Raw genomic sequence first — 15,101 nt, forward strand, 5'->3', positions numbered from 1 at the left:
AGAATGGTAGTGCCATAGTTGCTGTCATGCTGAGCACAGCGAAGGATCTCAAAGATCTAAACCCAGATCCTTCACTACGTTCTGGATGACAGAAGGGTGTGGTATCGGGTCTGAGGGCGATTCGTGAATCGCCCCTACTAAGCTAAACATCAATCTTTGGCACATCGTTCTACAAATCAGCAACAGATCAATAATTCCTTACAATCTTAACCTTGTGGAGAGAGGACTTCGGTCCTCTCTATTTTTTTGTATAGCATCACCGTTAGATGCAAACATTATAGAGGATAGAAAATCTTTGAAGAAGGTGAAGAATTTTGCTATTGAAATGGTTGGACCTATTTTATAAAGAGATTCAGGATTTTTATGGCCTTCATGTGATGGTCATCGTCGTGTTGATTGGCTTGTTTGAAGCATTTATTAGTTACAAACAATTGACAGAAAAGAAGCTTAAAAGAGAGGCCAAGATTGCTAGATTTATAGGAGCAGGGTATGTGGTCGGTGGTATTGGGCTCTTTATTCTACTTAAGATATTGTAAGAGAGGAGGATTGCCATGGGTTTTTTTGATAAACTATTTGAGAAAAATGAGAATCCCATACCTAAGATACCCATTGTAAAGGATTTTCAGAACAATTTAGACCAAATCAAGGAAATCCTCAAGGATGGGGATGATATCATCTATCGAGAGTTCATGGTGGGTCAGGAGCAAGACATGAAGTTTGGACTGGTCTATGCGGAAGGTCTTGCGGATAAAAACCTATTGAATGAACATATACTGCAAAACTTGATGGTATTATGCAGGACTGCCCCTATGGAGGTTCCTGACCTAAGGGATAAGATATATGAAACCATCAAAAATGGCAGTGTGGCCGTTACAGATTTGAAGGAGATCGATGACATCCAAGTGGCTATCGATATGATCCTATCCGGGGAATCCATCCTCCTCTTAAACCATTGGGATAAAGCCTTGGTCATCGCCACCAAGGGCTGGCCTATGCGGGGTGTCAATGCGCCAGATACGGAAAAGGTGATTCGCGGGCCTTCCGATGGTTTTAATGAGACCCTGCGGGTAAATACGGCTCTGGTTCGTAGAAGAATCCGTGATCCCAAATTTAAGATCAAGCAGATGCAGGTGGGACAGCGGTCCAAAACTGACATCGCCATCCTCTATATTGAAGATATTGTGAATAAGGATATCTTAAAAATGGTAAAGGAGCGAATCGATGCTATTGATATTGATGCCATCATGGAAAGCGGCTATATCGAACAGCTGATTCAGGATAGCTGGCGTTCCCCTTTTCCACAAATGCAGCATACCCAAAGACCCGATACTGTGGCTGCAGCCCTCTATGAGGGCAGGGTGGCGGTTATAGTTGACAATACGCCCTTTGTATTGATTATGCCAGCAACGGTGGTTACGCTGATCCAATCCCCTGAAGACTACTATGAAAGACCCTTTATTGCATCGGCTATAAGAATGTTAAGGTTTGCTGCACTGATTCTTTCGTTGATCATGCCTTCCTTATATATTGCCATTACCTCCTATCATCCAGGTATGCTGCCAACGGATTTGGCCATGTATGTGGCAGGAAGCAGAGCAAACGTACCTTTTCCCGCTTTTATCGAGGCTTTTATCATGGAGGCCGCTCTGGAGCTGCTAAGAGAAGCGGGCATTCGGCTGCCGGGGCCTATTGGTTCCACCATTGGTATCGTAGGCGGTTTGGTGTTGGGACAGGCAGCGGTGGAAGCCGGGATCGTTAGTCCCCTGATGGTCATTGTGGTGGCTTTGACAGCCATTGCAGGGTATTCATCTCCCAGCTATAGTTTAGCCATTTCTTACCGACTATTGCGATTTGTAATGATGGCTTTTGCAGCATTTTTAGGATTGTACGGCGTGATCTGGGTAATTATAGCGATTTTGATTCATCTATGTAACCTCAAGAGCTTTGGTGTACCTTATCTAAGTCCCTTTGTAGGCAGCGCAGCCACACCGCAGGATTTTAAGGATGTATTTATCAGAGCGCCTTTGCGATATATGAAAAATCGGCCCCAGTATCTCCATGCGGGGGATAGTCAGCGGTTAGCCTATGATACACAGGAAATATTAACGGAAGAAGGTGATGGGAATGGGAAGCAGAAATAATGACGTTATTTTAAGCAGTCAGTTTGCAGCGATTCTTTCTGTGACCATCATTGGGGTAGGGATCTTGTCCTTGCCAAGATTGGTGGTGGAGGGAGCCGGACCTGATAACTGGATCTTACTGCTTGCAGCTTCAGGGGCTGCATTGTTCGTCGGGTTGGTTATGGCCTTTGTGGTAAAAAAATTTCCGGGTAAAACCTACCTAGAGCTGACCCAGACTATGTTTGGAAAGCCAATAGGAACGTTGATTACCCTAGGATTCTCTTTCTATTTAGTGATTTTTTGTGCAGCAGAAGTTAGGATATTTGGGGAGGTTACCAAGCAATATCTTCTTTTTAATACACCCTTGGAGGTGCTGAGTGTTACCCTGCTGGTGTTGGCTGTCTATTTGGCACGAAGCGGCATTGAGACCATCGCCAGGATGGCGGAGGTGATATTCCCCATCGCTACGGTCATTGCTATACTCATGGTATTGCCTGTTTTGCCAGAACTGGATGTATCTTACATATTACCGATAATTAGAACACCTTTTATGGATTTTGTAAAGGCTGTACCTACTATATTTTTCAGTTATTTAGGGATTGAATTCATCTTATTGTATGGATCCTTTGTTAAGGACACCAAAAAAGTCCATAAGAGCGTACTCCTCACTGTGGGTCTGGTCACTTGGTTCTATTTATCGGTTACATGGCTTACGGTTTCCAGATTTGGATTGATCGAAACCACCCATATTACCTGGCCGGCCCTGGAGCTTTTTAAAACCGTGGATATTCCCGGGGCATTCTTAGAAAACATTGAGGCATTTATCATGGCCATTTGGATTTTCTCGGTATTTATGACCTTGGCAGTGGCCTATTTTGGTGCCAGTTTGACCTTGAGCCAAGCGATCAAGTCCAAAGAACAGAATTATCTGGTGCTCCCTTTGCTGCCCATTATTTATTTTGTTGCCATGATTCCTGATAATATCGCCCAAGTCACGGAGTTTATGGACCTATATGCCTTCTATATGGGCACGCTATATATAACCATCATTCCTGTGGCTCTCTTGATCATGAGCTTTTTCAAGAAGGACAAAAGGGGGAAGAAAAGTGCCTAGATGGAGGAAAATTTCCATTTTGTTGTTAAGCTGTATCCTACTCACCGGCTGTTGGGACAAGGTAGAGATTGAGCAGCGGGCCTTTGTAAGTGCCATGGGTATTGACAAGTTTGATCCCCAGGAAGAACAGGAAAAGGATGGGGCAGAAGAAGAAACAGAACCTGAACAAATATCGAGAAATCGATATATCGTGACCTATCGATACCCCAATACGTCAGTGATTGCTGGCAAAGGCGAAGGGGAGCCTGTGTTTAAGGCAACTTCCATAGGGAGAACCATTACCGACATCAACAGCGAGGTTGCTACGAAGCTGGGGGGGAATCTTTTTTTTGGTCACCTAAAGCTGATTGTCATTGGAAACAGCTTGGCAGAAGATGAACAACTCATGCGGGAGGTATTTGATTATATAGAAAGAAACGCCATGATCGGAAGAAAGATACATTATATGATTGCCTCGGGAAAGGCCAAGGATTTATTAGAGGTAAAATTGGCGCGACAGCCTGTGGCAGGGTTATTTGTCAGAGATATTATTGAACAGAACATGAGGACATCTCAGATTGCCGATGCGGATATCGGATATATTCTTCGGGCCCTCCATGAAAGTAGGGCAGCCATCACACCACAGCTAGAGGGATCAGAAGACGAATTGAAAGTAGCGGGAGCAGCGGTATTGAAGGATTATAAAAAGATAGGCTGGTTGGGAGAACTGGAAACGGGAGCTATCATGTTTATGATGGATAAAGTGAAAAACACAGAGATTACCGTGAGGGTGAATGAACTGTTTATACCTGTCATGATCTATAATTCTCGAACCGCCGTAAAGGTGGAGGTAAGAGATGGAGAAATCTATGCGGTCTTTGATATAGAAAATGAAGGGGAACTAAGTCAGCACCTATTTGAATTAATAGGAGATACTTATGAAGATGAATATCTTCGAGATGTTGCAAAGGCAGTTTCAGAAAAGATTAAAAACCAAGTGGAGGATACCTTTATAAGAAGTCAAAAGGAGTTTAATGCTGATTTGATTCAAATCAATGAAGAATTGCGAAAGCATGAACCGGATCTTTGGGATGAGGTAAGGGACAATTGGGAGGAAGTGTATCCTAAAGTTAAGGTAGAAGCCAATGTGGAGACCGATATTCGAAGAATTGGCACTACACGATAAAAATATCCTAAAACTTCCAAGGAAAAATTTATAGAAACCAGTTTAAAATTTCCCCTCTTTGCTAATACTGAGAGTAGAATAAAAGATTAGCAATGGGGGGATTTTTATGGAAAGGATGTACAAAGTAGTAGATGTACATAGGGCGAGAACGAGATTTATACTGGGACTTATTTTTATATTTTTAACGACATCCATATTTTATAGTTTGACAGGGGATGTGTATAAAAATCAGAAAAGCTATAAAGACAGCTTGATTCGATTCCATGTCTTGGCCAACAGCGATTCCCCAGAGGATCAAGCTTTGAAGCTGAAGGTAAGAGATCAGATCATTGCAGCCATGAACCCAAAATTTGAGCAATCTGAGAGCTTGGATGAGACAAGGAAAATCATCAAAGATAATATAGAAGAAATTGAAGAGATTGCTTTGGCCGAAATTCAAAGAAATGGCAGTGACTATGGAGTAAAAGCCAGCTTGAGCGATGTGGTATTTCCAACGAAAAACTATGGCAGCATTACGCTTCCAGCGGGTACCTACGAGGCACTGCGGGTTGAGATTGGCAAAGCAGAGGGTGCGAACTGGTGGTGTGTCCTATTCCCACCTTTATGCTTCATTGATATCGAAAAGGGCTTGACTAGTGAGAAAACCAAGCAGGAAATGATGAACGTATTGACAGAAGAAGAATTCAAGATGATCCAGACCGCCTCCAGCGAGGACAAGATTCCCATTAAGCTTAAATTCAAGGTAGTAGAAATCATCGAAACCGCCAAGGCGAACTTTGGCAAGGTGGTAGGGATGAGATAGTCATATAAGGTTGAGGCTAAGGTTAAGGTTAAAAGATAGAGAATTATTCGTAGGGAATGGCCCCTGTTCCATTCCGAAAATTAAAAATATATGAAAAAGGGAAGAACGGCGTTCTTCTCTTTTTTATGTGTCAAATATAACCATCCATGTAAACGAGAATAATTGATAAATCTGCTACAAAAAATAAAATTGAAATACATTCTCCAATTGAAAAATATATGGGATGGATTTAGGGGGTCTACTTCTAACATCTATCTTAATCAAGAAAGGAGGAACAGCATGAGAAAAGTTGCATTGGCAGCATGTTGTATATTGATTTTCGTCTTTACTGTAGGAGCTTTCGCCTTGGATAGTTATTTTGCTGTAGGCTCAGCCCAAGAAACCCTTTACTGGGGTTCCAGCGGGGATCAAGTCAAAAAGCTTCAAACTACCCTAAAAAACTGGGGTTACTATGCTGGACCAGTAGATGGAGTCTATGGGGGCGGTACATTTAATGCTGTAAAGGCGTTCCAAAAGAAGCATGGTTTATCTCAAGATGGGGTGGTGGGGCCAGCCACAGCAGAAAAATTAGGATTTCCTGTGAAGCAGAAGGCTGCACCTGCGGAATACAAACCTAGCAGAGGGAATATTGCTAGGGATGATGAGGTTACACTTATGGCTAAGGCCATCACAGGAGAAGCAAGGGGAGAACCTTATATTGGTCAAGTGGCAGTAGGCGCAGTGATTTTAAATCGAACCCGCCATCCATCCTTTCCCAATACCATTGCGGGTGTAATCTATCAGCCAGGGGCGTTTACAGCGGTGGATGATGGACAAATCAATTTGCCTGCTGATCCAAGCTGTCTGAAAGCGGCCCGGGATGCGTTGAATGGATGGGATCCAACAGGAGGAACCCTCTATTACTGGAATCCGGCCACAGCAACCAGCAAATGGATTTGGTCAAGAACTGTGGAAAAGAAAATAGGCAAGCACTGGTTTGGAAACTAGAAAAAAAGGTGGTGAAGAGATGAAACGCGCCCTTTCAACGGTTTTGGCACTGGCTCTCGTCGTATCGGGAGTATGGGGATATACCCAATATCAGGAGAAAAGAGAATATCGTACATTTTTGAACAATCAGTTTCATCGTATGTATTATGACTTAACAGGGAGTGTAGAATCCATCACATCAGATATTTCGAAGCTGATGGTATCCAGTCAAACCAAAGAAAATGTAGTACTGTATTCCAATATTTGGCAGAATGCTTACAATGCTCAAGAAAAATTGTCCCAGCTGCCTATACGGCATGCAGAGATCACAAAAACAGAAAAGTTTTTAAGTCAGGTAGGTGATTATACCTTCGCATTGGCCCAAAGAAGCATTGAAGGACATCAATTGACCGAAAAAGAGATCGATAGCTTGGAAAAACTTCATAACTATGCCCAAGAGCTAACCACGGATCTCCATGACATTCAAGATACAGTATTGACAGGTTTGGTGTTGCCTGGAGAATTAAGTAAGGAAGGCGGTAGAAAATTAAACAAGCAGGCAGAAGAGAAAAATCCCATTCAAGTAAAGTTCCAGAAGTTCGAAGAGAGAATGGTGGATTATCCAGAGCTGATCTATGATGGTCCGTTCTCTGAGCACGTGATTGCAGGAATGCGACCTAGACTGCAAGGCGATAAGATTACAGAAGCAGAAGCCAAAAAGAAAGTAGAAAGCGTTCTAGGAGATAAAAAAGTAGACAAGGTAGAGAAGTTAACCAATGGTAGAGGGAGAATAGATACCTATAGCTTTGAGGTTGTGCCTGAAAATAAAAAAGAAGGCAAAAGCAACCCTGTCTACATAGATATTAGTCAAAGAAAAGGCTATGTGGTATGGCTCTTAAATAATCGTGAGGTGGAAAAGAAAAATATTTCTCCCAAGCAAGCTATAAAACATGCCACAAAATTCTTAGAGGAAAAAGGCTTTAAGAATATGGTGGCTACCTATACGTTAACAAACTATGGTGGTGCTGCCCTCATCAATTATGTTTATCAACAGGATGGGGTACTGATGTATCCAGACTTGATCAAAGTAAAAGTAGCTTTGGATAATGGAGAAATTGTGGGCTTTGATTCCAGTCATTTTCTAACAGCAAATTATAAGCGGGATATTAAAGAAGCAAAGCTAACGCCCGAACAAGCTCGGGAAAAGGTGAGTATTCGGGCGACAATCGAAGGTGAACCTCGATTGGCGTATATTCCTACCAGTGCCCATGGGGAAATCTATTGTTATGAGTTCAAGGCGGATTATAAAGGAGATACCTTCTTTATCTACATCAATGCCGACACTGGTGAAGAAGAAAAGATTCTAAAATATATTAAGATGGAAAATGGTTCCCTAATGATGTAAAAGAGGTGATTTTATGGAAAATACAACAAGAGGAAAAATCCCAGATCATATCAAGCGAGAGGTTGCAAAAGAACTGGGTGTCTATGACACAGTCATGCAAGACGGCGGCTGGGGCCGTGTAAGCTCAAGGGACTGTGGCAATATTGTAAAGAAGACTTTAGAAAGAGTAGGAAGAAACGAGCTGCAGTAGGAGTTAGAAGTTAGAGGTTAGAAGTTAGAAGCTGAGAAGATAAAAGAAATTGAAAAAGACTTTTGTAGGGTCGGACGACCCTGTCCGACCGTTGGAGTGTTGGAAATAATTGTAGGGAACGGCGCCCCCGTCGTTCTGCAAGAAAAGGGAGAGCAATTCTCCCTATTTCTATTTATGCTGAAACATGAAAACCAATATATATGGCATACTATCCGTGACACCGCGTATCGGACACCGTGCACTGGCCCTTAAAAAACATTTGAATAATATTTACTAGAGGTATAGAATATTAATGATATGAAGAATAAAATGGGGTGTAATATCCCTGAGAAGGGGGTTGCAATGATGTCGAAAAAGTTAAATGTAGCAGTGGTATTCGGAGGGAAATCCGGAGAACATGAGGTGTCCCTCATGTCTGCAACTTCAGTCATTCGAGCGATGAACAAAGAAAAATACAACATTATTCCCTTGGGTATTACAAAGGAAGGGCATTGGATGTTGTACAATGGACCGATAGAAAAGATAGAATCTGGAGAGTGGGAAGGTATTTCTAACAAGCTTTTGAGAGAAGACCCTCAGCACAATATATTTTCAGTTGTACCCATGGGTGGAGAAGGGGTAGCTCTTTCTGTAGAGGGAATTCCACCAAATCTAGGAGAGCAGATCGACGTAATCTTTCCTGTGCTTCATGGTCCCTTTGGGGAGGATGGTACCATTCAAGGATTATTTGAAATGGCCGATATTCCCTATGTAGGGGCAGGCGTGCTGGCTTCAGCAGTGGGCATGGATAAGGTATATACAAAGAAAATTTTTGAGATGGCAGGATTGCCCCAAGGGAAGTATATGGTGGTGATGCGGAGTAAATGGAGAGAATCTGAATCCACGTATGTAGCCTTGATTGAAGAAAACTTTCAATATCCTGTTTTTGTAAAGCCTGCAAATCTAGGCTCAAGCGTAGGTATCTCCAAAGCCCATGATCGGGTAGAACTGATTAAAGGAATCCATGAGGCTGCTAAGCACGACCGTAAGATTCTTATTGAGGAATTTATCAACTGCCGAGAGGTAGAGTGTGCTGTTCTGGGAAATGATGACCCCATGGCCTCTGTAGTGGGAGAGATCATACCATCCCATGAGTTTTATGATTATGAAGCCAAATATTTCGATGATGGGAAGTCGAAGATGGTAATTCCCGCTGACATACCTGAGGAGAAGGCGTTAGAAATCCGAGCTATGGCAGTCAAGGCATATAAATCCATCGATTGTACCGGCTTAGCCAGAGTGGACTTCTTCCTTGACAAGGAGAACCAACAGGTATATATTAATGAAATCAATACACTGCCAGGGTTCACAAGATACAGCATGTATCCATTGTTGTGGGGCGCCACAGGTATCCCCTACGATGCGTTAATCGATCATTTGATCCAGCTGGCCATAGAGCGGTATGAAGATAGATAAGACGGTACGCGGTACATGGTACACGGTTTCACGGATTTTTCCTGACACCGCGAACCGAGCACCGATCACCGAATGATAGCAGTTTGAATATTGATAAGTACAGAAATTAGATGGAAAGTTATATATGGATAAGAAAGAAATATGAGGTGAAATAACCAATGAAGAATGTAATGCTTCGTATTGAAGGAACTCAGCAAAGCTATGATGGAGAAGAGAATAGTATAGAGCTGGTAACAGAAGGAAAGCTTTATCAAAAAGAGAATGCCCTATACTTGGTTTATGAGGAAACCGAAATTTCTGGTATGGAGGGTTGTACCACTACCTTGAAGGTTGTAAAGGATAAGATTTCCATGAGACGATTTGGCACCGCCCATTCAGAGATCATTTTTGAAAAAGGGAAGCGGTTTTCTACCAGATATCAAACGCCTTATGGAGACTTTGATATGGAGATTATCACAAAGGAAATGGAAGCCAGTATCTCAGACCACAACAAAGGGGACATCAACATCGAATATGATGTGAGCCTCCGGGGTGTCATGGAAAGCCAGAACACATTAAATATAAGAATCATGTAAGGAAGAGCCCATGAGGAATTTTAGAGAAGAGATTGTCGATGGAATTTGGGAGATTTTAAAGGAAGCTTCAGTATCTATGTCTTCTAAGGAAGAAATATCTGTGGAAGCTCCTAAAAATAAAGAGTTTGGAGACTATACCACCAATATTGCTTTAAAGGCAGCAAAAGGCCTTCATCGAAAGCCCATGGATGTTGCCCTAGATCTGCAGCAGCGCTTGGTGGTTAAATATCCGTGGATAGAGAGAATCGCAGTGGCAGAGCCTGGGTTTGTGAACCTCTTCCTGGGGGATCAATGTCTCTATAGAGTGTTAACGGGCCCAGCAGCTGATTACGAAGAGATTTTTTCAAAGAAAGATGTAGCTGCTCATTGGCGTGGACGGCTGAATATCCTGCTAGAGGAAGCTGAATTCAAGGGTGACTTGAAGGATATGCAATACGTCTACAGCCGTATTCATTCAATCCTAAAGCTTTTGAGAGAAGAGGGATTCAAGCTGGAAGAAGCTGCCGAAGAACAAGTCGTTTATGGGAAAACAGATTTAGAAAAAGAGGTTCTTCGAAGACTGGGGGACTTTTCTCAATATGTTGAAGCCGCCAAGAAGCAGGATCAACCAGATGAAGTATTGAATTACGGCATAGGATTGGGAAAACTGTTTTTTAAGCTCCATGAAAAGACCTTGTTTCGTCAGTTGGACAGAAAGCAACTTTATGGTGCTTTGCGAATCCTAGAAGCCATGGGCTTGGTTATCAAAACCATCTTAGAAGCCTTTGAAATAGAAGCACCTGAAAGAATGTAGTTGTAGGGAAGGCCCCCTGTGGCCTTCCATGGGTATGGCATGGCTACTGTGGAGCGCATTCAATTTAACAATGCAATAATCGGAACGGCACAGGGGCACGTTCCCTACGTTTTTTCTTGATCTCAATCTGAATCTGCGGCATTTATGTCGCATATTTATTTACCACGACTGACGAAAATTGGGCATGTACTGACGAAAATTGAGCGGAGGAATAGCCGATGGATTTAATTTTTTCAAAGAAAAATATGGAGATTATCCTGGACTATGTAGGTGAGGGAATTCAGATTATTGACCCAAGGGGTCGGATCATCTATTATAACCGGACGGCGGCAGAGCTGGAGGATATCAATAAGGAGGACACTATTGGGAGGCACATACTAGAAATATACCCTTCCTTGTCGCCAGATACCAGTACCTTACTGCAAGCCATCCGTACGGGGAAGCCGATCTTTAACAATCAACAAACCTTTATCAATTATAAGGGAAAGAAAATCACTACCATCAACTCATCTATTCCCATAACCTCTAAGGGTAAGATCGTAGGTGCCATTGAGATTTCAAAAAACATTACCGATGTGAAGGAATTGTCTGAGAAATTGGTAGATCTCCAAGAAAAGCTTTACAAGGATCAGGAAAAAAAGCGTCGAAAGGAAAGCAGCGGTGCCGTTTATACTTTTTCAGACATGATCGGCCGGAGCAAAGCCATGCAGGATATCAAGGACGTTGCATTGAAGGCAGCCCAGACTTCTTCGCCTATTTTGGTATACGGAGAAACTGGAACGGGAAAAGAGCTGTTGGTACAAGCTATCCATAATGCCAGCAGCCGAAAGAGCAAATCCTTTATTGCTCAAAACTGTGGGGCACTACCAAGTGCACTGCTGGAGGGGATTCTTTTTGGCACCGTAAAGGGAGGATTTACAGGGGCAGAGGATCGACCAGGGTTGTTTGAGCTGGCTGATGGGGGAACACTGTTTTTAGATGAGATCAATTCTATGCCCTTGGAACTGCAAGTGAAGCTTTTGCGGGTTCTTCAGGACGGAACAATCCGCAGGGTTGGGGAAGTAAAAACCCGGCATGTGGATGTCCGAATTATTGCGGCCACCAATACAGAACCAAGTGTTTCCCTAGAAAATAAGGAGCTTAGAAGAGATCTGTACTACCGTCTCAACGCAGTGGAGCTGCGGATGCCGGAACTACAGGAGCGAGTAGAGGATATTTCACTATTGGCCCATTATTTTATTGATAAATTTAACCACCAGTTCAATAAGCGAGTAAGAGGAATATCTGAAAGGGCAATCGCCTTGCTGAAAAAATATGATTGGCCTGGAAATGTGCGTGAGCTGGAGCATGTAATTGAGGGTGCTATGAACTTGATGGATGGGGATGAAATCACTCTGGAAGGTCTGCCTCAACGGCTTCGATATCTGCTGCAAGGTGTAGAAGAGGTTCGGCGAAATAAGGAAAACCATTCCTTAAAAGATGCGGTAGAGGCATTGGAGAAACAGATGATTGCCCAGTCCCTAGTGGATTGTGATTGGAATGTTAGTCATACAGCAGAGGAATTAGATATTCCTAGACAAACCCTTCAGTACAAGATACGAAAATATGGTCTGAAAAGATAGTGTTCCGTAAACACTTCCTGTCATCCAGAGCGCAGCGAAGGATCTAAAGAGCTTCTGAATGGCTTAAAATCTAGATTCTTCGCTGTGCTCAGAATGACAAAAACAAGGAAAAGCATTGAAAGAACATGGTTTTGTAGGGTTGGACGACCCTGTTCATCCGATAATAATACATCGCATGCCGAAAAATGGGCAGAAGGTAACCTTTAAAATCGCTGTTTCGTAGGCATCTGCTGGCAATTTGGGATATCGTTTTCCTGCCTGAGTCACTGAAAATACTGGTTTCCTTACTGGTCACTGGCAGATAAAAGTTTAGAACTGCATACTTTGGCATATTCTTTGCAACAATAGGGACTGGACTTTAAAAAGATAATCTATGAAAAATAAAATATAGGAGGAATTTAACATGAAAAAAGGATGTCCTTATGGAACACACAGAGTAATTGAGCCGGTTGGTGCACTGCCACAGCCAGCGAGAAAGATTGATAACAACATGGAGATTTTCGATAATGAGATACTTATCGATGTACAGACCCTGAATATTGACTCTGCAAGCTTTACACAAATCAAGGAACAAGCAGGGGGAGATATTGAAAAGATTAAGGAAATCATGCTGAGCATCGTGGCAGATCGAGGAAAACATCAGAATCCAGTGACAGGTTCAGGTGGAATGCTGATTGGGACTGTAGAGAAGATTGGCGCTGCATTGGAAGGTAAAACAGACTTAAAGGTGGGAGATAAGCTGGCAACGTTGGTTTCCCTTTCTCTGACACCATTAAGAATCGACGACATATTGGAAGTAAGAAAGAACATAGATCAAGTAGATATCAAGGGTAAGGCTGTATTATTTGAAAGCGGTATCTACGCGGTATTACCAAGTGATTTACCAGAAAACCTTGCATTATCTGTACTTGATGTGGCAGGTGCTCCAGCCCAAACGGCGAAATTGGTGAAGCCTGGAGATACAGTGTTGGTCATCGGCGGTGCTGGCAAGTCAGGTATGCTGTGCTGTTATGAAGCAAAGAGAAGAGCTGGCGTTACAGGTAAGGTTATCTGTTTAGGCAGCAGCGAGAAGAGCTTAAATCGTGCAAGAAAAGCAAATATTGCTGATGTGTACATTTCTGCTGATGCTACGAAGCCAGTGGAAGTCATGGAGAAGATTGCAGAAATCACCAATGGTGAAATGACAGACATCACCATCAACTGTGTAAATGTACCAGATACAGAAATGACAAGTATCTTGGCAACAAAGAAGGATGGTCTTATCTATTTCTTCAGTATGGCAACAAGCTTTACAAAGGCAGCTTTAGGTGCAGAAGGTGTAGGATCAGACGTTACCATGATCGTAGGAAACGGCTACACAAAAGGGCATGCTCAAATCACACTACAAATCATGAGAGAAAGCAAAGAACTGAGAGAAATTTACGAAGAGCTGTACGCGTAGGAGAAGTTAGCGGTTAGCAAGTTAGCTGGTTAGCGGTTTTCAGCAAGTGCTCCGCAGCTCTTACTACCCTAATACCGCTAACTGCTAACGGCTAACCAGAATTTGAGAAAACATAGAACGCACAAAATACTTGTTATCTACCAAAATTCGAGGGGGATTAAAAAAGAATGAGACACTACAGTGAAATAGAACTATGGAAAGACGTTACAGATGAGCAATGGAATGACTGGCATTGGCAGGTACAGAACAGAATTGATAATGTGGAAGATCTAAAGAAAGTAGTTAATTTAACAACTGAAGAAGAAGAGGGAATTACAAAATCCTTGGAGATCTTAAGAATGGGTATCACACCGTACTACGCACTTCTTATGGATAAAGATGATCCAAATTGTCCTGTAAGAAAGCAGGCTGTACCTACGATGTCTGAGACATGCAAGAGTGATGCAGATATGGACGATCCACTTCACGAGGACACAGATTCTCCAGTACCAGGGTTAACCCACAGATATCCTGATAGAGTACTGCTTCTGATCACGGATATGTGTTCTATGTACTGCCGTCACTGCACAAGAAGAAGATTTGCAGGTCAGCAGGACGATGTAATGCCAATGGACCGCATTGATATGGCGATTGAGTATATTCGAAATACGCCAGTAATACGAGATGTATTGTTATCTGGTGGAGACTGCCTACTGGTAAGTGATGAGCGTCTTGAGTACATCATCAGTAAGCTTAGAGAAATTCCTCATGTTGAAGTGGTAAGATTAGGCTCTAGAACGCCAGTGGTACTACCACAGAGAATCACACCTGAACTGGTAAACATGATGAAAAAATATCATCCAATTTGGTTAAATACACACTTTAATCATTCTAAGGAAATGACACCTGAAGCGAAAAAGGCGTTAACGCTGTTGGCAGATGCAGGGATTCCACTTGGAAACCAATCTGTATTGTTAAGGGGTGTAAATGACTGTGTTCATATCATGAGAGACCTGGTCCATAACCTTGTGAAAATGAGGGTAAGACCATACTATATCTATCAGTGTGACCTGTCTGTAGGCATCGAACACTTTAGAACGCCAGTAGCCAAGGGAATCGAAATTATCGAAGGTTTGAGAGGACATACTTCTGGCTATGCAGTGCCTACCTTCGTTGTGGATGCACCTGGCGGCGGCGGAAAGATTCCAGTAATGCCGCAATACATGATTTCCCAATCGCCAGACAAGGTGATCCTAAGAAACTTCGAGGGTGTAATCACAACATACACTCAACCAGAGCCTTATAAGGATGAATGTCAATGCCCAGTATGCAAAGGCGAAAAATCTCATAAACTAACGGGAGTAGGCGGATTGCTGCAAGGAAACCAAGTGGCCCTAGAACCAGGGGATTTAGATAGACACAAGCGCGGGCATCATGAATAAAGACGGTACGCGGGACCCGGGATCCGGTGACC

At 42.7% G+C, this 15,101-nt stretch carries 14 protein-coding genes; all 14 read left to right on the plus strand.

Annotated features, from left to right (window positions below):
- Positions 1-314: 314 nt before the first annotated feature.
- The 14 genes from K0R93_RS02380 (at position 315) to ablA (ending at position 15,069) form a co-directional block, all read left to right on the plus strand.
- A complete protein-coding gene (locus K0R93_RS02380; RefSeq protein WP_300297025.1) occupies positions 315-536 on the plus strand; it encodes a CLC_0170 family protein in 222 nt (73 codons plus the stop codon).
- 15 nt (positions 537-551) lie between these two features.
- Positions 552-2,141, plus strand: coding sequence for a spore germination protein (locus K0R93_RS02385; RefSeq protein WP_300297027.1), 1,590 nt, complete (start codon positions 552-554; stop codon positions 2,139-2,141).
- Positions 2,125-3,234 (plus strand): GerAB/ArcD/ProY family transporter, encoded by a 1,110-nt coding sequence (locus K0R93_RS02390; RefSeq protein WP_300297030.1) that lies wholly within the window; start codon positions 2,125-2,127, stop codon positions 3,232-3,234. Before K0R93_RS02385 ends, K0R93_RS02390 begins: the two co-directional genes overlap by 17 nt.
- On the plus strand, positions 3,227-4,399 hold the full coding sequence (locus tag K0R93_RS02395) for a Ger(x)C family spore germination protein (RefSeq protein ID WP_300297033.1): 1,173 nt from the start codon (positions 3,227-3,229) through the stop codon (positions 4,397-4,399). The genes K0R93_RS02390 and K0R93_RS02395 overlap by 8 nt, the downstream gene beginning before the upstream one ends.
- Positions 4,400-4,505: 106 nt before the next feature.
- Positions 4,506-5,201, plus strand: a complete 696-nt coding sequence (spoIIR, locus tag K0R93_RS02400) for a stage II sporulation protein R (RefSeq protein WP_300297037.1) — start codon at positions 4,506-4,508, stop codon at positions 5,199-5,201.
- A 279-nt stretch (positions 5,202-5,480) separates the two neighbouring features.
- Complete coding sequence (gene sleB, locus K0R93_RS02405; RefSeq protein ID WP_300297039.1) at positions 5,481-6,188, plus strand: spore cortex-lytic enzyme; 708 nt, start codon at positions 5,481-5,483, stop codon at positions 6,186-6,188.
- 19 nt (positions 6,189-6,207) lie between these two features.
- Positions 6,208-7,572 carry a germination protein YpeB gene (gene ypeB / locus K0R93_RS02410; RefSeq protein ID WP_300297042.1) on the plus strand — a complete coding sequence of 455 codons (1,365 nt, stop codon included), beginning with the start codon at positions 6,208-6,210 and terminating at the stop codon, positions 7,570-7,572.
- A gap of 13 nt (positions 7,573-7,585) precedes the next feature.
- Positions 7,586-7,762, plus strand: a complete 177-nt coding sequence (locus K0R93_RS02415; RefSeq protein WP_300297045.1) for a small, acid-soluble spore protein, alpha/beta type — start codon at positions 7,586-7,588, stop codon at positions 7,760-7,762.
- A gap of 345 nt (positions 7,763-8,107) precedes the next feature.
- Positions 8,108-9,217 (plus strand): D-alanine--D-alanine ligase, encoded by a 1,110-nt coding sequence (locus K0R93_RS02420; protein ID WP_300297047.1) that lies wholly within the window; start codon positions 8,108-8,110, stop codon positions 9,215-9,217.
- 158 nt (positions 9,218-9,375) lie between these two features.
- A complete protein-coding gene (locus K0R93_RS02425; RefSeq protein WP_300297050.1) occupies positions 9,376-9,792 on the plus strand; it encodes a DUF1934 domain-containing protein in 417 nt (138 codons plus the stop codon).
- A 10-nt stretch (positions 9,793-9,802) separates the two neighbouring features.
- On the plus strand, positions 9,803-10,585 hold the full coding sequence (locus K0R93_RS02430) for a DALR anticodon-binding domain-containing protein (protein ID WP_300297053.1): 783 nt from the start codon (positions 9,803-9,805) through the stop codon (positions 10,583-10,585).
- 218 nt (positions 10,586-10,803) lie between these two features.
- Positions 10,804-12,207: a sigma-54 interaction domain-containing protein gene (locus tag K0R93_RS02435; protein WP_300297056.1), complete on the plus strand. Its 1,404-nt coding sequence runs from the start codon at positions 10,804-10,806 to the stop codon at positions 12,205-12,207.
- A gap of 403 nt (positions 12,208-12,610) precedes the next feature.
- Entirely contained in the window at positions 12,611-13,648 is a 1,038-nt protein-coding gene (locus K0R93_RS02440) for a zinc-binding dehydrogenase (protein WP_300297059.1), read from the plus strand.
- A gap of 167 nt (positions 13,649-13,815) precedes the next feature.
- Positions 13,816-15,069, plus strand: a complete 1,254-nt coding sequence (gene ablA / locus K0R93_RS02445) for a lysine 2,3-aminomutase (RefSeq protein WP_300297061.1) — start codon at positions 13,816-13,818, stop codon at positions 15,067-15,069.
- The last annotated feature ends 32 nt before the right edge of the window (positions 15,070-15,101 follow it).

It is taken from the genome of Anaerosolibacter sp. (assembly GCF_029240175.1).
Classification (GTDB): domain Bacteria; phylum Bacillota; class Clostridia; order Peptostreptococcales; family Thermotaleaceae; genus Anaerosolibacter.

Bases quoted from the DNA above. Each gene is read 5' to 3' on its own strand.
- K0R93_RS02385 (WP_300297027.1), top strand. From the start codon at position 552: ATGGGTTTTTTTGATAAACTATTTGAGAAAAATGAGAATCCCATACCT.
- K0R93_RS02390 (WP_300297030.1), top strand. From the start codon at position 2,125: ATGGGAAGCAGAAATAATGACGTTATTTTAAGCAGTCAGTTTGCAGCG.
- spoIIR (WP_300297037.1), top strand. From the start codon at position 4,506: ATGGAAAGGATGTACAAAGTAGTAGATGTACATAGGGCGAGAACGAGA.
- sleB (WP_300297039.1), top strand. From the start codon at position 5,481: ATGAGAAAAGTTGCATTGGCAGCATGTTGTATATTGATTTTCGTCTTT.
- ypeB (WP_300297042.1), top strand. From the start codon at position 6,208: ATGAAACGCGCCCTTTCAACGGTTTTGGCACTGGCTCTCGTCGTATCG.
- K0R93_RS02415 (WP_300297045.1), top strand. From the start codon at position 7,586: ATGGAAAATACAACAAGAGGAAAAATCCCAGATCATATCAAGCGAGAG.
- K0R93_RS02420 (WP_300297047.1), top strand. From the start codon at position 8,108: ATGTCGAAAAAGTTAAATGTAGCAGTGGTATTCGGAGGGAAATCCGGA.
- K0R93_RS02425 (WP_300297050.1), top strand. From the start codon at position 9,376: ATGAAGAATGTAATGCTTCGTATTGAAGGAACTCAGCAAAGCTATGAT.
- K0R93_RS02430 (WP_300297053.1), top strand. From the start codon at position 9,803: ATGAGGAATTTTAGAGAAGAGATTGTCGATGGAATTTGGGAGATTTTA.
- K0R93_RS02435 (WP_300297056.1), top strand. From the start codon at position 10,804: ATGGATTTAATTTTTTCAAAGAAAAATATGGAGATTATCCTGGACTAT.
- K0R93_RS02440 (WP_300297059.1), top strand. From the start codon at position 12,611: ATGAAAAAAGGATGTCCTTATGGAACACACAGAGTAATTGAGCCGGTT.
- ablA (WP_300297061.1), top strand. From the start codon at position 13,816: ATGAGACACTACAGTGAAATAGAACTATGGAAAGACGTTACAGATGAG.